This window comes from Bradyrhizobium cenepequi (assembly GCF_020329485.1).
Taxonomy (GTDB): Bacteria; Pseudomonadota; Alphaproteobacteria; order Rhizobiales; family Xanthobacteraceae; genus Bradyrhizobium; species Bradyrhizobium cenepequi.
Map to the genome: position 1 here is coordinate 166026 of NZ_JAGKJI010000022.1, position 18253 is coordinate 184278.

The following is an 18253-nucleotide window of genomic DNA, read 5'->3' on the forward strand; positions in this document are numbered from 1 at the left end:
CGCGCAAACTTGTTCGCGCAAAAAACTTAGCGCCAGCGTCGGGGCGCCAGAATCACACGACTTCGCCGTCCGCGAGTGCCACGCTCGTCAGTCGCAACACCCGCGTCCACCGCATCTCACCGCACGTTCGTGACGATCGCGAGCCGCCCCTCATTTGGATGAGACGCGCGGAGTTAAATCACTGATTTGCCCGACGACGGAAGCGGAATGTTTTTCGCGCGAGGACTGGACGGGGCAAATCACCTTGAAATCGCTCGGGTTAATTCGTCCCACCGCGGGCGACACTAGACCCTCATGGTGAGGGGGCGCGCCATCAGCCCGCACAGCTCGCGCGTCATGGCCTCGATGTCGAGCGGCTTCTCCCACAATGGGATGCCCTCAAATTCGGGTTCGATCGCAGTTCTGTCATAACCGGTCGCGAACACGAAAGGGGTGCCGCGGGACTGCAATGCACGCGCGACAGGGAATATCGAAGCGCTTCTGAGGTTAAGGTCGAGCACTGTGCCGTCGACCGCCCGCAATCCATTCAGGATGACCAGCGCATCTTCGACCTCGCCGACCGGACCTTCGATCTCGGCACCGAGAGCCCGGCATGCCCGCGCGATGTCGTCGGCGAGGAAATGTCTTCGGCGACGAGGAGGCGGCGTCCCGTCTGAATTCTCTGTTGAAGTCAGGAATGTGAGACGAAACCTCGTTGTCATAAACATACCAGATGATGGCAGGTTCCATGGGTAACCGTGATATTGTCGTCATCATTGGCTCAGCCGGAGCAACGGCGCCGCTGAACGATGATCTTAAGCGGGTTGCCGGTGGACTTGCCTGCGGCGCGATTCATTGCGCTCCGCATCCCAGACATCTCCAATCGTGGATTCCAGACCACTGCTGCGCGATCTGCGCCTCCATGCTGCTTTAGCGGCGGGGCTGCGTTGAGCCAGGCGAAATGATCGTACGCCCAGGCTGTTTCGCCGCAATCTCTGTTGGGGATAGTGTGAAATTCTGCTATGCGCATGCTTGGCGTAGCTGAATCAGGCCCCGACCCAACAACGAGAGCCGCCGCCGCATGAGTGAACCCGGATCGCAACCAGCGCAGGGCGGGCGTCGGGCCAAGCCACCGTTGATCATCGGCGTCGGCGCGTCCGCCAGCGCGATCGACAGTATCGAGCGGTTCTTCTCGAAGCTGACGCTGAGTTCCGACCAGACTATCGTGTTGGCGTTGCAGCACCGCGAGGCGTTGGACGAAGGACGGCTGCGCGCGATGCTGCAGCGGCCGGAAGGCACCCGGCTTTCCGAAGTCCAGGACGGCGCCGCGATCGAGGGCGGCACGATTTATCTCTGCCCCACGGACGGGATCACCACGATCCAGGGTGGTCGCCTTGCGGTCCGCAAGGCCGAGCAGGTGCCGGGCGAACGTGCCACCATCGACAGCTTCCTGGTATCGCTCGCGGAGGAGCGCGCCGAGGAGGCGATCGGGGTCGTCCTTGCCGGGACCGGCGATGACGGGACGTTGGGCGCCGCGACCCTTAAGGACCGCGGCGGGCTGGCCATCGCCGGACGGGCCACCAACGGCCATGCCGCTCAGCTTGCCGACGGCAACAATGCGGCCGCGATCGCCGATGTCGTGCTGCCGCCCGAGGAAATTCCCGAGCACATCCAGGTCTATGCCCGCCGTCTGCCCCAAGTGCGCTCGCTGGGGCCCGACGTAAGGCTCGAGCGCCGCGCGCAGCGCGTCGCCGAGCGCTACGCGCCGGCCTACGTGGTCACTGACGAGAACTTCCAGGTCCTGCATTTTTCCGGCCGCACCGACCGCTATGTCGAGCCGACCGGCGATGCCGCGACGCTCGACCTCTTCGGTCTCGTGCATCGCGATCTCCGACTGGCATTACGGACGGCGTTCAGCCGGGCGGCGGAAACCAACAAGGCCGTGCATGCCGAGCAGGTGCAACTCGGCGTGAACGGTCATCGCATCGTGGTCGACATCACCGTCGAGTCCATCCAGGACGATGTCGGCGGTCGCCGCAATTTCGTCGTGCTGTTCAAGGACGGGCCGGTCCGCGTCGTGGATGACGTCACCGCGATCATCCGCGCGGAGGAGCGGCAGCTGCTCGCCGAACTTCAGCATCGGGTCCGCAACACGCTCGGCGTCGTCCGCTCGATCGCGCGCCGCTCTGCCGAAACCAGCTCGAGCGTCGAGGAATATGCCGCCCATCTCGACGGCCGCCTGAATGCATTCGCGCGCACCCAGGCGATGGTAATGCGCGATCCCGAGGGTAGCGTCGATCTCGAATATCTCGTCATCGAGGAGCTGCTGGGCTATACTGCGCGCGAAGGCGAGCACTTGTACGTTTCCGGCCCGCGCCTGCGTTTCCGGGCAAAGGCCGCGGAAACCTTCGCGCTCGCCGTCCACGAACTTGCGACCAATGCGCTCAAATATGGGGCGCTGAGCCAGCCCTCCGGGCGCATCGAGATCAACTGGCGGATCGACGAGGCGGTTGATCCGCCGCGACTGGTTTTCGACTGGTGCGAGCGGAACGGCCCGCCCGTCACGGCGCCGCCGCGCAAAGGCTTTGGCACCGAACTGCTGGAGCGGACGCTGGCGTTCGAACTCAAAGGGCAGAGCACGATGATGTTCAATGCCGGCGGCCTTCACTGCACCATCAGCATTCCTTTGAGCCGGCGGACCATTCACACCCCAGTGGTGGGCAGTTAAATGCGTCACACACCCGTCGAGGGAAGCCTGGCACAGCCGGTGATCCGGCGACTCAATGCGTTGCGGCGCTTGTCGGACGAAGGTGTCGCCTCGCTCGAACGGACGATACGCGAAGGCATGCAGCACGTCGGCACCGGTGAGGACGTGATCCGCGAGGGCGATCCGGTCAACAGCGTGCGGATCATCCTGTCGGGCTGGCTGTGCCGCTACAAGACGCTGGAGGACGGAAGGCGCCAGATCGTTAATTTTGTCCTGCCGGGCGAAACCTGTGATGCCTACGGCTATCTTCTGTCAGTGATGGATCATTCGATCGCGACGCTGACGCCGGTGGTCTATGCCACGGTGAAGCGCGCGCAATTCGAAGCGCTGATCGCGCAGGACCGTTCGCTCGCAGAGGCGTTCTGGTGCGAGACGCTGCTGAAGGGCGCGATCCAGCGCGAATGGGCGATCAATCTTGGCCGCCGGCTGGCGCTCGAGCGCGTCGCCCATCTGCTATGCGAGATCTTCGAGCGGCTGCGGCCGGTCGGCCTGATCGATGGTACGTCCTGCAGCCTTCCAGTGACCCAGACGGACTTGGCCGACGCGACCGGCCTGTCGGTGGTCCATCTCAACCGCACACTGCAGGAACTGCGCAGCTCCGGCCTGATCCTGCTGCGGGAACGGACGCTGACGATCATCCACCTCGAAGCGCTCAAGAGTGCGGCGCTGTTCTCGCCGCATTATCTCCATCTCTATCGGGCGTGAGCCGCGCCGCCCGCATCCTGCCTTAGGAACCGCCGACTGGTTCCCTTTGTTGAGTGGTCAGCTTGAGGGCCGCGGCGGCAGGCTGGACGGCCCGTTCGGAAAGCGAAAGGGTACCACCATGCAAATCAAAAGCTTCAAGGACATGTACCTTGCCGAATTGCAGGAACTCGTCAGCGTCGAGCAACAGCTCGGCGAGGCATTGCTGCGCATGGCCAAAGTGGCCTCACATCCTTCGCTAAGGGCCGCGCTGGAGCGGCACCAGCGAGAAACCGTCGTACAGGAGGAGCGGTTGGAGGCGATCCTGCAGAAGCATGGCGCCGGCGCCGAGCGACATACGGATCAGGCCATGCAGGCGCTGATCCATGAGACCGAGAAGATGTGCGCAATCCTGAAGGACGACAATGTTCGCGACGCCGGTCTGATCGCCTCCGCGCAGAAGCTCGAGCACTACGAGATCGCGGCCTATGGAAGCGCGGCCGCACTTGCGGGTCAGCTCGATCTTCGGGAGGACCAGCGGCTGCTGCACGGCGCGCTCGAGGAGGAACGGCGGGCGGACGAATTGCTGACGGTGCTTGCCAAGGGTGAAATCAACCAGGACGCGCTGGCGGCCTGATCGGTCGCGGCCTTGCACGGTTCGCGCGCTGGCTCGGTAGCGGGCAAATTCGAAATACCCAGGTGCCGGTCGACATTAGTCTGGCTACGATGGTGTTCGGATTTGTGATGGGCGGTGCTGATGGGTTCAGGGCCGCCTTGCCGGAGGAGGAAGCTCCGATGCGCGACGACAAGGAAGGCCCGTTCAGCCACTCGCTGACCAACCTGCATCGCGGTCACGCCGCCGCCACTCGAGGTCTGTCGCGCCGCGCGATGCTTCGGAACGTTGGAGCTACCGGCCTGTCGCTTGCGGTCTCGCCAGCCCTCGCCGACGAACTCGTCAAATTGCCGTTTGCCAGCGGGCCGCGGGAACGGCCGGTCACGCATGCTTTTCCGCAAAAAGGCGACATGATCCTGCAGCGGGTGCGGCCGCCACTATTGGAAACGCCGATGGAAGTGTTCGACCGCGGTGTCTTCACGCCGAACGAGCAGTTCTACGTGCGCTGGCACTGGGCCGAGATCCCGAATTCGGTCGACGTGAACACCTTCCGCCTCGCCGTGCGCGGCCATGTCGATCGGACGCTGTCGCTGTCGATACCGGACATGATAGGCGACCTGCCGCGGGTGGAGCTGGCGGCGGTCAATCAATGCTCCGGCAATTCGCGCGGCCTCTTCGCTCCGCGCGTGCCCGGCGCGCAATGGGGGCATGGCGCGATGGGCAACGCCAAATGGACCGGCGTGCGGCTGAAGGACGTGCTGGACCGCGCCGGCATCAAGGCCGGCGCCGTACAGGTCCGTTTCAGGGGATTGGACGAACCGGTCGTACCGGAAGCGCCGACCTTCCGGAAGTCGCTTGCGATCGACCATGCCCGCGACGGCGAAGTGATGATCGCCTACGCCATGAATGGCGAGCAACTGCCGCTGCTCAATGGCTTCCCGCTGCGCCTGATCGTGCCGGGATGGTACTCCACCTATTGGGTCAAGATGCTGAGCGACATCGAAGTGCTCGACAAGGTGGACGACAATTACTGGATGGCGGTCGCCTATACGATTCCCGACACCCCGCATGCGAGTATCGCGCCAGGCCAGACCGGCGTGAAGATGGTGCCGATCAACCGGATGGTGCCGCGCTCCTTCTTCACCAATATCGCTGATGGCGCGTCGTTCGCTGCCGGCACACGCGTGCCCGTTCGCGGAATCGCCTTTGGCGGCGACGCCGGTGTCGCCAAGGTCGAGGTCTCCAGCGACGGCGGCAAGTCATGGCAGCCGACCAGGCTCGGCGATGATTTTGGCAAGTACGGTTTCCGCCAGTGGCAGACGGACCTTGCCCTTGCCGACAAAGGCGATCACGCGCTGATGGTGCGCTGCACGAATTCCTCAGGCGAGGTCCAGCCGGACACACCGAACTGGAACACCAGCGGCTTCATGCTCAATGTCATCGAGACCGTGCAAGTCAAGGCAGTCTAGGAGCGGGCTATGCTGAAAAGACTGTTTGTGATCGGCGGTTTTGGAAGCGTGCTGTTGTCCTCGACACCGGCCCGGGTTCAGGATCTGCCTACGATCAAATCGACGACGGTGGAGCTGCCGGCAGGCGACGCGCTGTTTCCCGGCGGCGCCAGCGCCGATGCGATCAATAATAATTGCCTCGCCTGCCATTCGCCGGACATGGTGCTGAACCAGCCGCCGCTGCCCAAGGCGACATGGGAAGCCGAGGTGCACAAGATGATCAACACCTACAAGGCGCCGATCAACGAGGCGGATGTGCCTGCGATTGTCAGCTATCTCATGAAAACCAAGGGCAAGGACTGAGGGTCAAGCGCGCGGGAAACCGCGTTCTTGATCGAACCTTCTACTGTGCCGCGGCCGGCTGCTTCGCCTGCTCCAACGCCTGTGCAATCGCATCGTCGACGCGCTCCAGCCAGATAAACTCCAGCTTCTCGCGCGCGCCTTGCGGAATGTCGTCGAAGTCGCGTCGGTTGCGCGCCGGCAGCATCACCCGGGTCAGGCCAGCGGCCGCTGCCGCGACGACTTTCTCCTTGATGCCGCCGACCGGCAGCACCAGGCCGCGGAGCGATATCTCTCCGGTCATGGCGGTGTCGTGCCTCACTGTGCGATTGGTGAACAGCGAGGACAGCGCGGTGAACATGGCGACGCCGGCGCTCGGGCCATCCTTCGGCGTGGCGCCGGCGGGCACATGGACATGGATGTCGCTTTTCTCGAAGACGGACGGATCGATCCCGAGCTGCGAGGCGCGGCTCTTCACCAGCGTCAATGCCGCCTGCGCGCTTTCGCGCATGACGTCGCCGAGCTGGCCGGTGAGGATCAGCCCGCCCTTGCCGGGCACGCGGGTCGCTTCGATGAAAAGAATGTCGCCACCGACCGGGGTCCATGCGAGCCCGGTCGCAACGCCTGGCACGCTGGTGCGCAAGGCGATCTCGCCTTCGAAACGCGGCTGGCCGAGCACGATCACAAGATCCCTTGCGCCGATCGTCACTTTGCTTGAGCTGCCTTCCGCGATCTGCACCGCGGCATAGCGCAGTGCCTTGCCGATTTCCCGCTCGAGCGAACGGACACCGGCTTCGCGCGTATAGCCCTTGATGATCGACCGCAGCGCCTCGTCTTCGATTGTGGCCTGGTCCGGCTTCAGGCCGTTGGCCTCGAGCTGGCGGCGCACCAGATAGCGCCGCGCGATCTCGAGCTTTTCATCCTCGGTGTAGCCCGGCAGGCTGATGATCTCCATCCGGTCCTGCAACGGTCCCGGAATCGTATCGAGCATGTTCGCGGTCGCGATGAAGGCGACGCGCGAAAGATCGAAGGGCACGCCGAGATAGTTGTCGCGGAAGGTCGAATTCTGCTCGGGATCGAGCACCTCGAGCATTGCCGCCGACGGATCGCCCTGGATGCCGCGACCCATCTTGTCGATCTCGTCCAGCATCATGACGCAGGCGCGAGAGCCGGCTTTCTTGATGCCCTGGATGATGTTGCCGGGCAGGGCGCCGATATAGGTGCGGCGATGCCCCCGGATTTCCGCTTCGTCGTGCACGCCGCCAAGGCTGACGCGCACGAACGGCCGGTCCATGGCGCGTGCGATCGACTGTCCGAGTGAGGTCTTGCCGACGCCGGGCGGTCCGACGAAGCACAGGATCGGCGCCTTGCCATGCGGCGCCAGCTTGCGGACCGCGAGATATTCGATGATCCGGGCCTTGATCTTCTCCAGCCCGAAATGATCCTCATCGAGGATGCGCCTGGCTTCGCGGATATCGATCGGCTTTTCTTCCGGCAGCGCCCAGGGCAGATCGATCAGCCAGTCGAGATAGCTGCGAACCATGCCGCCCTCGGCGGCGGCCTCGGGCATCCGCTCGTAGCGGCGCAGCTCCTTGCGCGCCTGGCTCTCGGCCTCGGGCGGCATCTTCGCCTTGTCGATGGCCGCGCTCAGTTCGGCGACTTCCTGCGCCTTGCCTTCGCCTTCGCCGAGCTGGCGCTGGATAGTGGCCATCTGCTCGCGGAGCAGCACTTCGCGCTGGCGCTCGTCAAGGGCCGCCTTGGTTTTCTGGCCGATCTCGTTGCTCAGCCGCAGCACTTCCAGCCGTTCGGCCAGATAGCGAGAAACCTTCTCCATCCTGGAGGCGACGTCGATGGTCTCGAGGATCTCCTGCTTTTCCTGCGGCTTGATGTCCATATAGGACGCCGTGAGGTCGGCGAGCGCGCCGGGAGCCGTGGTTGCCTGGAAGGCGCCGACCAGCTCGGGCGGCGCCTGCGGCAGGAGCTGCACAGCCTCGATCGCCTGCCTCTGCAGATTCATGGAACGCGCCTCGATCTCGGGCGACGTCGTTGTCGGCTCCGGAATATGAAGCACCCGCGCTGCGAGGAATGGCGTGCCGGGCAGGAAATCAAGAATGCGGGCGCGCTGCACTCCCTGGCAGACGATGTGATGGGTTCCGTCGGGCGCGGTGATGTACCTGACGATGTTGGCGATCGTGCAGACGCGGTGCAGGTCATCAGGACCTGGATCCTCGATCTCGGCGTGTCGCTGCAGCAGGACTCCAATCGGACGCTGTTCGCGCAGCGCCTGTTGCGCGGCGGCGATCGACTTGGCGCGGGCGATCGTGACCGGAGCGATCACGGCCGGAAACAGCACGATGTTGCGGACGGGGACGATGATCAGCGCATCCGAGGGGATCGCGACCGATTCCGCTTTCGCACCGGCTGTCGCCGAAGCGGGATTTTGATTGTCAGGCGACATCATAACTTCTCACACGGATTTCGACAGGCGCAACACGACGCATCCATTTTGGGCGCTCCGGCTGACGGCGTAGCGTCCGGCCGGCAGCGCAATGCGGCGCTCGAACCGGCCTTGCGGCAACTCGAGCCGGTGGATCAGCGCGTCGCGCAGCTCGTCAGGCAATATCCGTTGCCCCCTGATGATCAGCACGCCGTTCTCGATGATCGCCACCACCTGATCGGGATCGACGCCGGGCAGCGCCACGAAGATCAACAATTCCCGATCGGTCTCCAGCACGTCGATCGGAGGCTCCCAATTGGGCTCGCGCGGGCTACCCGGCTGCAGGCTGAACAATCTTTGATGCAGCCGTTCGGCGCGCGCGAGCGATTCGATCGCTTCAGACAACATCCAGTTGACCGGATCTTTTGTCGGCATTTGTCGTTCCGCCTCCAGTAAAATTCGCCGCCTGCCGCAAACCTACCTCGAAAGCGCACCGCTTGCACAGGCACAATGCCGAGCTATGACTTGGCCAACGACCTGGAACCGCAGCGTCGTCTATCCAGGCCGTCGCGGGCGGCCTTGAGCCAGCTCAATGCAGCGATGGGCCATTTGGTTGTAATCTTTAATTTGTATCGAAATCATCTCACAGGAAGGCCGCATGCAGAACCTCAAACGCGCATTTTGGGGCATGCTGGCGGCCTTGGTTCTGCTGTGGCTGCTCGCGGAGCCGTCCGTATCCCAGTCAGCCACGTTCTTTGCGCTTCGCGACAGGATGGTGCAGCTCAGCGGCGTCGTGGCGATCGGATGCATGAGCGTGGCGATGATCCTGGCGCTGCGGCCACGCTGGCCGGAGCGTTGGCTGGGCGGCCTCGACAAGATGTATCGGCTGCACAAATGGCTTGGCATCGGCGCGCTCGTCGTCGGCATTATCCATTGGCTCTGGGCCGAGGGCCCGAAATGGGCCGTCGGCTGGGGCCTGATGCAGCGGCCGGCGCGCGGGCCAAGGCCCATCATCGACAATCCCCTCGAGGCGTATCTCGCGAGCTTGCGCGGCACGGCGGAGGGCGTGGGCGAATGGGCCTTCTATGCCGCCGTGCTGCTGATCGCGCTGGCCTTGATCCGGTATTTCCCCTACCGGCTGTTCTACAAGACCCATCGGCTGCTCGGCGTCGTCTATCTGGTGCTGGTCTTTCACGCGGTCGTGTTGATCAAGTTCAGCCACTGGATATCGCCGCTCGGATCGGTGATGACGGTGCTGCTAGCCTGCGGGACCTACGCCGCCATCCTTGTCCTGTTGCGGCGCGCGGGCGCCGGGCGGCAGGTCAAAGGCAAGATCACCTCGCTGCAATATTATCCGGGCGTGAGGGCACTCGAAACCGAGATCGCGGTGCCCTGCGGTTGGCCCGGCCACAAGCCGGGCCAGTTCGCCTTCGCCACATCGGACGCCTCGGAAGGCGCGCATCCTTACACCATCGCCTCCGGCTGGCACGCCGAACAGCCGAACATAACCTTCATCACCAAGGAGCTCGGCGACCACACCAGCCGCCTGCGCCACAAGCTCAGGATAGGGCAAGAGGTGAAGCTTGAGGGGCCGTATGGCTGCTTCACGTTCGACGATGACTGTCCGCACCAGATCTGGATCGGCGGCGGGATCGGCATCACACCTTTTGTCGCGCGCATGAAACACATGGCGCTGCAGAAAGAGACCCCCGACTGGCCCGAGGGGCAAACCATCGATCTCTTCCACACCACCGCCGATGTCGACGAGGAAGCGCTCGGCAAGCTGGCGGCCGATGCCAGGTCCGCCGATGTTCTCCTGCATATTCTGATCGATGCCCGCGACGGACACCTGACAGGCGAACGCATACGCGAGCAGGTGCCGCTATGGCGCGAGGCGAGCATCTGGTTCTGCGGGCCGCCTGGTTTCGGCGAGGCGCTGAAACGTGACTTCGCCGTGCGCGGTTTCCCGGTCAAGGATCGCTTCCACCAGGAACTGTTCGCGATGCGATGAGCGGAACATGATCGGGCGCTAAATCACCCTGGCATGGTCGCCAGAATTTCGTCGGCGACGGCATCGGGCAGCTCCTCGTGGACGGCGAGTTTGCCCTTTGGCAATCGCCTGATCTGCACGTTCGGCAGTTCAGTGAGGGCCTCGATCTCCGCGCGCGACTTCGGCGGCGTCCCGGCGCCGTAGATCACGAGGATCGGAACGTTCGCGCGACGCGCCAGATCAAGGAACGCCGCGCGGCTATCGACGCGGTCGAGCGCGCCGGTCACGAAGCGTACCGAGCCATAGCGGGCGCCTTTCGCTTGCGTGACGGCAAGCTTTGCGGCGAGGCGATCGCCGGTCAGCCAATCGGGATCACTGTAGACATGCCCGCTCGCCATCCTCGAGATCACGAAGCGGCTGACATTGAGCCGGTAGAGCGGCGGGCCGATCACAGGCTGATCGATCGCCGCGCGCACGCGGGCGAACCAGGGGCGCGCACCATCCATCATGGTCGGCAACGGCCCGCGCCAGGTCGGCGCGATCAATATGAGACGTTCAATGGTGCCGTGACGGCTAGCCGCCTGATGCAGCGCGTAGGTCGCCGCATGTCCGGCTGCGATAACGATGTGGGGCGGCGAGATGATCCCGGTCAGGAACCAGTCGAGGAATGCCGAGAGCATGTCGGGTGACCAGTCCGCGGAGGGGCGCGCCAAGTCGCCGAAGCCAGGCCAATCGACGGCTGTGACATGGAAGCGGGAGGACAGCCGATCAAGCAGAGGGCGCATCTCCTGACGCGTCGAGATCGAGCTCAAGGCCGGCAGAAGGACAACAGAGCCGCCCTGGCCGGCCCCATCGAGACCGAGCGTGACTTCAATGCTTCCGTGCTTCCATTGGATTGTTCGCGCCATGTCGCCTTCCTTGCCGTCGACGCTGTCCGGCCAGTATGGATCCGCTACCACGACAGCAAGGAATGTTCTATCGTCGGCTTGGGTGTCACAGCGATCACGTGTGCGGGAACGAGGCCGGGCCGACCGCGGCCGACTCATGCGGCCAACAGCTCAAGCCCTTTCCAGTCGAAGTTGACACCATGGCCCGGCCGCGTCGGCGCCAGCGCCATGCCTTCTTCGAGCACCAGCGGATGCTCGATATAGCGATCGAGGCCGAAGCCGTGCGCCTCAAGATAGGAGCGGTTCGGGCAGGCCGCGAGCAGATGCACGGTGATGTCGTGCGCGCCGTGGCTGGTGACGGGAAGATTGAAGGCCTCGGCAAGCCGCGCAATCTTCATAAAGGCCGTCACGCCGCCGCAATTGGTGACGTCAGGCTCCGGATAAGAGACCGCGCTATTGGCGATGTAGTTCTTGAACTCCCAGAGCGTGCGTAAGTTCTCTCCGGCCGCGATCGGCACGCCGCCGGCGGCGAGGATCCGGGCGTGGCCGGCGACGTCGTCGGGAATGATCGGCTCTTCAAGCTAGGTGAGATCGAACGGCTGCAACGCTCGCGCGGCGCGGATGGCTTCCTCTACCGTCCATTTCATGTTGGCGTCGGCCATCAAGGGAAAGCCGTCACCAAGATGCTTGCGCATCGCCTGTACGCGCGCCACGTCCGAGCCGAGATCGGGGCGGCCCACCTTCATCTTGATGGCGCGAAAGCCCTTGCCCAGATTGTCGTCGGTCTGCTGCAGCAGCGCCTCGACCGACAGATCGAGGTCGATACCGCCGGCATAGCAGGGGACGCGCTGATCGAACCCGCCGAGCAGGCGCCAGAGCGGAAGTTTGGCACGCCGGGCCTTCAAGTCCCAAAGGGCGATGTCCAGCGCCGAAAGCGCAAGCACGGTAGGGCCGCCGCGCCCGCCATAATGCAGGCCCCACCAGACGTGGTGCCAAAGCGCTTCGGTATCGTCGGCCTCGCGGCCCTCGATCAATTCGGGAACCTCACGCCGCAGAATGTCGGCGATGGCGCCGCCGTTGCGGCCGACCGTGTAAGTGTAGCCGACGCCCTCGGCGCCGTCGGAATCGCGTGCGCGAATGGTGATGAGCTCGAACGCCTTGATTTCGCCATGGGTGCTGTCGGACAGTGACCGACAGCGGAATCCGGTAGAGTCCGGTTTCGATATTCTTGATATGTGCCATTGCGTTTCCACCTGTTTTTTCTTGCAGGTTAGGACGATGGCGACGGATCGACAATCCCCTCCGACGAGGAGAGCGTTGCGGATGCCGGCCGTGCGATTTTGAAAGAGTGTTGGCAGGTTCGGGAAGACGGGCTCTGCGACAGAGCGATAGTGGTGCGTACAGAACAGAACTATCCATCGTCATCGCGAGGTCTGAATGCCCGAGCCGCGTCCATCTCCCGCACACTCCGTGCTGGGATCGATCGTGCTGATCGGCGTCGTCGTTGCCGGCAGCGCGGCCGCCTTTGCTTACACCGCGGGATGGCTTTCGCCCGAGCGCCTCACGCCCTGGAAGATGTTGCAGGCGCTGGCGCCGCCCAGCGGCCCAGCGCTCGGTCACCGCCGCAATCACGCCAAAGGCATCTGCTTCACCGGCGTTTTCGAATCCAATGGCAGTGGCGCGGCGATCTCGCGCGCTTCGGTGCTTGCCGCCGGCCAGTATCCGGCGCTCGGACGCTTCAATCTGGGCACGCCCAATCCGGATGCCGCGGATGCGTCGGTGCGCGTGCGCGGCATGGGATTGCGGATCACGCCGCCGAATGGTGAGGAATGGCGCACGGCAATGATCAATGCGCCGGTCTTTGCCGCTTCAACGCCGGAAGGTTTTCACGAACTCCTGCTCGCAGCAGGCAGCAAGGACACCAACGCCATGAAGGTGTTTGCCCGAGCGCATCCGGAGTTCGCGACGTTCGGCGCCTGGGCCAGGAACGGGCCCTGGACCGGCAGCTATGCCGAGGATCACTTCAATGGCCTCAACGCTTTCATCTTCACCGACAGTTCCGGCGCTGATCACGCGGTGCGATGGTCGCTGCTGCCGCAGGCGCAGATTATTCCGGTGGCGCAGGATGATCTCGAGAAGCTTGGCGCTGACTTCCTTAAACAGGAGATCACGCAGCGCGTTCGCAGTGGCCCGCAGCGTTGGACCATGGCGGTGACCGTTGCCAATCCGAGTGATCCCACCGCGGACCCGACCAAGGCCTGGCCGGAGGATCGTCGCACTATCGATGTTGGCACGCTCGTGGTGCAGCGGATCGAGGCCGAGGCGGATGGTCCTTGCCGCGACATCAACTTCGATCCGACCGTCCTGCCTCCGGGCATCCGCACCTCGGACGATCCGTTCCCGGCAGCCCGGTCGTCAGTCTACGCCAAGTCGTACGATCTCCGCACGGCGGAGGCCAAGGATTATCCACGAATCCCAACGGGCCCGAAGCCATGAACGCGATCCGCCATCACTTTGCTCCCCTTCAGCGCCTGCTGCACTGGCTCATGGCAATCTGCATTCTGGCGATGCTGTTCATCGGCGTCGGCATGGTCTCCACGATCATGCCGAAATACGTCCCGCTGGTCTCGATCCACAAGACGCTCGGCACTGTCATCTTTGTGCTGGCACTGATCCGCCTGGTCACGCGTTTCTATTACGGCGCGCCGCCGCTGCCGGTTGATCTGCCCGAGCCGATGAAGCTTGCTGCGGAACTGTCGCACTACGCGCTCTACGCGCTGATGATCGGCATGCCCTTGCTCGGCTGGGCCATGCTGTCGGCATCCGCCTATCCTGCCGAGCTGTACGGCGGCATCTATCTTCCCGCGCTCCTGCCGCAGAGCGACAGCCTGCATACGCTGTTGTGGAATGCGCATTTCTATCTGGCCTTCGCATTCTTTGCGCTGATCCTGATGCACGCCGCCGCGGCGCTCTTCCACGCGCTGGTCCGGCATGACGGTGTGTTCGCGGCTATGGCGCCGGTGCCGATCCGAGAGGAGGCTACTCAGGTCGAGTACAGAGTGGCTGAGTGACATCACAAGACCCACTTGCGCCGATGCGAGCAAGTGGGTCATGACGCTTTCGAGCGATGGTGCCGACGACACTACTCGGCAACGTGCAAAGTCGAAATCGCCGTTCCAGACGCTGGACGGCGTTCGCGCTTGGCTCGCGGCCCATGTCGACCGTTAGGAGCTACTCGAACGACGCGTCGAAGATCTCGATATCGATCAGCGCGGGCTTCGCAATCAGCGTGCCGTCGGGCTCACGCGACAGGCAACGCCGGAGCGTGGGAATGACGATGTCGTTGAACTTCTGATGCGCCCAGGTCAGGTGCGCGACTGGCGTGCCCGCGGCCTCGTAGTCCAATCGCCGTTGCAGCCCGTCGCAATCGAAGTAGAAGATCTGCTCCCGCGAATGCGTGACGATGGTCGGCGGAAACAGCGCGCGAAGACGCCGCCAGATCTGGTTGCCGGTGTTCCAGGGAGGCAGCTCCTCGGTCTCAATTTCAGGTTGCGCAAGCAGGAATGGGGTCGTCAAACAGTTCCAGAGCGAGAGGCCGCAGAAATAGGCCAGGCGCAGATCGTCCCACGGCGCATCGTCGTGGTGATCCGAAAATGCCGTCTGCGGGTCGCGACACGATTGCAGGATCTCGCCTTGGAGGCTCTGGATCGCGACCCAGTCAGGCTGATACAGACCGCATCTGTCGGGAGCGGTGAAGCCGGTGAACTGCAGCGTCTGCACCTCGGTCGATCCCTCCACGACCATGTCCTTGAGCTGCCCTGCGTTTCCAATGCGGGAGAAAAGCGCGCCATCAATGGAAACGTGGACGGTGAATCTCTTCAACCGACGCCATCGTTCCAGCCCACCGCAGGCCTCGAGGGCGTCATCAAGCAGTCCCATTCGCAAATCCCGTCTTCGACCAGCCCCAAAATCGTACAGGGAGCATGGCCCAGCACGGGCGAATTTGCGCGTTAGATGTTGTTAGATACTTGAAGCCAGCTCATCGAGCAGTAGTTTTACGGACCGGAGATCGGCGCTGTCGAAGCCTTCACTGTATCGTGCATAGAGCGGGTGGATCAGCGCATGCGCCTTTGCAGCATCGCCCTGGTCACGGCAGAGCCGTCCCAAGGTGGCGGCGGCCCGCAATTCCCATCCCAGCGCACCTTGCCCGCGGGACAGAGTGAGCGACTGCATCAGATAGGTTTCGGCCTCGGATCGACGGGCCGACGAAGCCAGCACGTGTCCCTTGACGCGGAGCATTTCCGGCAGGTCGAATGATTGTCCGGCGCTGTCGCGCTGCGCGATCGCCTCGTCAATGATTCCGAGCGCCTCCTCATATTGCCGCACCTGCACCAGGCCTTCGGCGAGCGCTGCCGCGAACACCGTGCTCAAGATCTTGTGCCGCGTCTGCCGCAATGTTCCGGTTCCCTGCCGGAGCAGCTCGATGCCGACCTTTGGCTCTCCGCGGCGGATCAGCAATTCGCCCTTCAATCCGAGTCCCACGGCCTGGTACGGCCCGAGAAAATGCCTGGCCGCATGATTGATGAGGCGTTCAATGAGCTTGTCGGCTTCGTCCCAATCGCCGACCCAGAGAAACACGTAGATGGACCATATCAGGCCAATTCCGATCGTGAGCGGCTGCTGCGTGCGCTCGGCCTCGCTGACTGCATATCTTGCCGCCTCGATGGCGCGATCGGGATGGCCCGTCAGCCAGAGGCTGCGTGCAAGGGCGACCAGCGCGACGATCCGGTCGTCATATCCGAGGGGCTGCATGTTGATCCGCAGGCTGGTCGGATCATGCGTCGTGGCGCTCTCGCACTGCAAGACAGCTTCGTTCTGATTTCCGATCAGGTGATTGGCGACCCCGAGCATCCACTCCGCGGTGCGGATCGCGCCGGCATCGTTCAATGTCCTGGCAACCACCGCGCCGCGCTCGCCCATCACTAGCGCGCCACGATAGTCGCCGATCCGGGTGAGATAGATATGAAGCTCCCGCAGCAGCCATAGCTGCCAGTGCAGGTCGTTGTGGGACTCTGCGAGTTCGAGGCTGCGGGTGAAGGCCGCATGGACTTCTTCAGTGTTGCCTTGCGTGAACATCAAGGACGCGCCAAGCGCGGCCTGCAGCTCCATCTCCTGGCGCTGGTCGGCAATTTTCGGATCGAGCGCCGCCAGCGCTTGTCGCGCCCAGCGATGGCATTCCGTCAGCAGCGAAAGCTGGAGGAAGAATTGCGTGGCAGCCGCGGCAAGCCCGATCCCGATCGCGCGGTCGCCCTGGTCGGAGAAGCTCCAATCCAGCGCCGCGCGGACATTGGCGAGATGATCCGCATAGAGCGTAAAGCTGTCGGAGCCCGCGGTTCTCGCGGCGATGCCGGTAAGGAGATCGCGAAAATAGATCGCGTGGTTGCGCGATATCTTTGCGGCTTCACCGCTCTCTGCAAGCTTCTCGGTGGCAAAGGCGCGCGTGGTATCGAGCAGTCGATAACGTACCGGCTGAGCCGTTGACGGCAGCGAGATCAGCGACTTTGCCACCAGGTTTGCGATCGCCTCGACTGCCTCGGCGTCGTCGGTTTCATCGCCGCAGGCCACCGCAAGGGCGGCTTCCAGCGTAAAGGTGCCGGCGAACACTGACAGCCTGCGCAGCGTGACGCTCTCGGCAAGAGTCAATAGATCGTAGCTCCAGCCGAGAGCCGCGCTCAGCGTCTGATGCCTGGGCACCGCGGTGCGCCGGCCCTGCCACAGCAGCGAGAATCGACTGTTGAGCAGCGTGGCGATGCCCTGAATTCCATAAGCGTTGACGCGGCCGGCGGCGAGCTCGATCGCCAGCGCGATGCCGTCGAGCTTGCGGCAGATTTCCGCCACCAGTGGCGCTTCGGCATTTCCGAGCTCGAACCCGCCGAGGCTCGCGGCGATGCGTTCGACGAACAATTGCGCGGCCGGGAAGGCCAGCACGTCTTGAGCGGTGATGGCAGCGCGCTCCGGCGGGCAATCCAGCGGAAACAGCCGATGGACCTGCTCGCCTTCAGCGCGCAGCGATTCGCGGCTGGTGGCCAGGATGGAAACCTCAGGCGCCTCGCGGATGATGCTTTCCGCGAGCATCGCCAGGCTCTCCAAGAGATGCTCGCAACTGTCGAAGATCAACAGCATGCGTTTCTCACGCAGAAACGCCAGGATGCTCGGCACCGGATTGTCGGAGGAGACCGAAAGCCCCAAGGCCGATGCCAGCGCGCTCGGCGCCAGGCGCTTGTCCCACAGCGAGCCGAAATCGACGAATCTGACCATTCCGGCATAGGCGGGAAGCTGACGGTGCCCCACCGCCAGGGCGACGGTTGTCTTGCCGATACCACCCGGTCCGACCACCGTGACCAGGCGATGGCGCGCGAGCTCGGCGGCTATCTTCTCGATCGTTTCGGTGCGCCCGATCATCCTGGCGATCTGAGCCGGAAGGGGAGGGCTACTGACCGGCGTTGCGGCAGGCCCCGTCTGCGCACGTATGATCGGCGCGGTGAAGCAATAGCCGCGGCCAGGAACGTTCATGACAAATCTCGCGCCGGACGCGCTGTCGCCGAGCACCTTGCGCAGCGCGCTGACGTGGAAGCGGAGGCTGCCTTCGTCAACGGTCACATCGGCCCACACCCGGGACACCAGTTCCCGCTTGCCGACGACTTCGCCGGCGCGTTCCGCGAGGAAGATCAGGATGTCGAGCGCGCGGCCTCCGATATGTACGGGATCGCCGTCTTTTTCGAGCAGTCGCGCTTTCGGCAGCAGTCGGAATGGTCCGAATGCCAGTGCCGATTCATCGCTGTTGTCGCCCTGCACGCGCTACCTGCCTGCTGCGAGAGCCGTCTTTGGCCCAGCCACGATTTGTGCCCGGATTAGGGCACGAGTTTGGACGAGATTTCCTCTCGCTGGAGCGGCTTGCCGCGAACCAGCCGCGATCCATGCCGGGTTCCAGATTGTATCGGTATCGTCTCCCGCCAGAGCCAGCAACCCATTCGAAAGGCAAGCTGCGACGGTCGCGGCAGGCGGATGATGCATGGAGAAGAAAAGGGGGCGGGGGCCGTCCTGGGATGGGG

14 protein-coding genes and 1 pseudogene are annotated in these 18253 nt (G+C 63.8%); 8 read left to right on the forward strand and 7 right to left on the reverse strand.

The genetic code is table 11. The annotated features are described in order from the left end of the window. Positions 1 to 284: 284 nt before the first annotated feature. Positions 285 to 701: a response regulator gene (locus J6497_RS22855; protein WP_225706525.1), complete on the reverse strand. Its 417-nt coding sequence runs from the start codon at positions 699 to 701 to the stop codon at positions 285 to 287. Between the two features lie 359 nt (positions 702 to 1060). On the opposite strand from J6497_RS22855, the gene J6497_RS22860 reads away from it, so the two are divergent. The 5 genes from J6497_RS22860 (at position 1061) to J6497_RS22880 (ending at position 5851) form a co-directional block, all read left to right on the forward strand. After that, positions 1061 to 2707, forward strand: a complete 1647-nt coding sequence (locus J6497_RS22860; RefSeq protein WP_225706526.1) for a chemotaxis protein CheB — start codon at positions 1061 to 1063, stop codon at positions 2705 to 2707. After that, entirely contained in the window at positions 2708 to 3451 is a 744-nt protein-coding gene (locus tag J6497_RS22865; RefSeq protein WP_225706527.1) for a Crp/Fnr family transcriptional regulator, read from the forward strand. A gap of 118 nt (positions 3452 to 3569) precedes the next feature. Then, positions 3570 to 4064, forward strand: a complete 495-nt coding sequence (locus J6497_RS22870) for a YciE/YciF ferroxidase family protein (protein WP_225706528.1) — start codon at positions 3570 to 3572, stop codon at positions 4062 to 4064. A gap of 251 nt (positions 4065 to 4315) precedes the next feature. After that, positions 4316 to 5509, forward strand: a complete 1194-nt coding sequence (locus tag J6497_RS22875) for a molybdopterin-dependent oxidoreductase (RefSeq protein ID WP_225706544.1) — start codon at positions 4316 to 4318, stop codon at positions 5507 to 5509. A gap of 9 nt (positions 5510 to 5518) precedes the next feature. Next, a complete protein-coding gene (locus J6497_RS22880; RefSeq protein WP_225706529.1) occupies positions 5519 to 5851 on the forward strand; it encodes a c-type cytochrome in 333 nt (110 codons plus the stop codon). A 40-nt stretch (positions 5852 to 5891) separates the two neighbouring features. Here J6497_RS22880 and lon read toward each other — a convergent pair whose 3' ends face one another. After that, entirely contained in the window at positions 5892 to 8285 is a 2394-nt protein-coding gene (gene lon, locus J6497_RS22885; protein ID WP_225706530.1) for an endopeptidase La, read from the reverse strand. A 9-nt stretch (positions 8286 to 8294) separates the two neighbouring features. Beyond that, complete coding sequence (locus tag J6497_RS22890; protein ID WP_225706531.1) at positions 8295 to 8699, reverse strand: Hsp20/alpha crystallin family protein; 405 nt, start codon at positions 8697 to 8699, stop codon at positions 8295 to 8297. A 223-nt stretch (positions 8700 to 8922) separates the two neighbouring features. Here J6497_RS22890 and J6497_RS22895 point away from each other — a divergent pair, with 223 nt between their 5' ends. Further along, entirely contained in the window at positions 8923 to 10275 is a 1353-nt protein-coding gene (locus J6497_RS22895; RefSeq protein WP_225706532.1) for a ferredoxin reductase family protein, read from the forward strand. Between the two features lie 23 nt (positions 10276 to 10298). Here J6497_RS22895 and J6497_RS22900 read toward each other — a convergent pair whose 3' ends face one another. Continuing rightward, the gene (locus J6497_RS22900) at positions 10299 to 11162 is read right to left on the reverse strand and encodes an alpha/beta fold hydrolase (protein WP_225706533.1); all 864 of its coding nucleotides are present in this window, start codon (positions 11160 to 11162) and stop codon (positions 10299 to 10301) included. A 134-nt stretch (positions 11163 to 11296) separates the two neighbouring features. Next, positions 11297 to 12383 (reverse strand): annotated as a pseudogene (locus J6497_RS22905) (mandelate racemase/muconate lactonizing enzyme family protein). A gap of 195 nt (positions 12384 to 12578) precedes the next feature. On the opposite strand from J6497_RS22905, the gene J6497_RS22910 reads away from it, so the two are divergent. Both J6497_RS22910 and J6497_RS22915 read left to right on the forward strand, forming a co-directional pair. Beyond that, positions 12579 to 13637, forward strand: a complete 1059-nt coding sequence (locus J6497_RS22910) for a catalase family peroxidase (RefSeq protein WP_225706534.1) — start codon at positions 12579 to 12581, stop codon at positions 13635 to 13637. Further along, complete coding sequence (locus J6497_RS22915; protein ID WP_225706535.1) at positions 13634 to 14212, forward strand: cytochrome b; 579 nt, start codon at positions 13634 to 13636, stop codon at positions 14210 to 14212. The genes J6497_RS22910 and J6497_RS22915 overlap by 4 nt, the downstream gene beginning before the upstream one ends. Positions 14213 to 14372: 160 nt before the next feature. On the opposite strand, the gene J6497_RS22920 is transcribed toward J6497_RS22915, so the two are convergent. Next, the gene (locus J6497_RS22920) at positions 14373 to 15080 is read right to left on the reverse strand and encodes a hypothetical protein (RefSeq protein WP_225706536.1); all 708 of its coding nucleotides are present in this window, start codon (positions 15078 to 15080) and stop codon (positions 14373 to 14375) included. Between the two features lie 81 nt (positions 15081 to 15161). Next, entirely contained in the window at positions 15162 to 17996 is a 2835-nt protein-coding gene (locus tag J6497_RS22925; RefSeq protein WP_225706537.1) for an ATP-binding protein, read from the reverse strand. Between the last annotated feature and the right edge of the window lie 257 nt (positions 17997 to 18253).

Excerpts from the sequence above, each read along its gene's own strand:
- J6497_RS22920 (WP_225706536.1), bottom strand. The coding sequence starts at position 15,080 with ATGGGACTGCTTGATGACGCCCTCGAGGCCTGCGGTGGGCTGGAACGA.
- J6497_RS22855 (WP_225706525.1), bottom strand. The coding sequence starts at position 701 with ATGACAACGAGGTTTCGTCTCACATTCCTGACTTCAACAGAGAATTCA.
- J6497_RS22895 (WP_225706532.1), top strand. The coding sequence starts at position 8,923 with ATGCAGAACCTCAAACGCGCATTTTGGGGCATGCTGGCGGCCTTGGTT.
- J6497_RS22870 (WP_225706528.1), top strand. The coding sequence starts at position 3,570 with ATGCAAATCAAAAGCTTCAAGGACATGTACCTTGCCGAATTGCAGGAA.
- J6497_RS22875 (WP_225706544.1), top strand. The coding sequence starts at position 4,316 with ATGCTTCGGAACGTTGGAGCTACCGGCCTGTCGCTTGCGGTCTCGCCA.
- J6497_RS22910 (WP_225706534.1), top strand. The coding sequence starts at position 12,579 with ATGCCCGAGCCGCGTCCATCTCCCGCACACTCCGTGCTGGGATCGATC.
- J6497_RS22865 (WP_225706527.1), top strand. The coding sequence starts at position 2,708 with ATGCGTCACACACCCGTCGAGGGAAGCCTGGCACAGCCGGTGATCCGG.
- J6497_RS22890 (WP_225706531.1), bottom strand. The coding sequence starts at position 8,699 with ATGCCGACAAAAGATCCGGTCAACTGGATGTTGTCTGAAGCGATCGAA.
- lon (WP_225706530.1), bottom strand. The coding sequence starts at position 8,285 with ATGTCGCCTGACAATCAAAATCCCGCTTCGGCGACAGCCGGTGCGAAA.
- J6497_RS22915 (WP_225706535.1), top strand. The coding sequence starts at position 13,634 with ATGAACGCGATCCGCCATCACTTTGCTCCCCTTCAGCGCCTGCTGCAC.
- J6497_RS22900 (WP_225706533.1), bottom strand. The coding sequence starts at position 11,162 with ATGGCGCGAACAATCCAATGGAAGCACGGAAGCATTGAAGTCACGCTC.
- J6497_RS22860 (WP_225706526.1), top strand. The coding sequence starts at position 1,061 with ATGAGTGAACCCGGATCGCAACCAGCGCAGGGCGGGCGTCGGGCCAAG.
- J6497_RS22880 (WP_225706529.1), top strand. The coding sequence starts at position 5,519 with ATGCTGAAAAGACTGTTTGTGATCGGCGGTTTTGGAAGCGTGCTGTTG.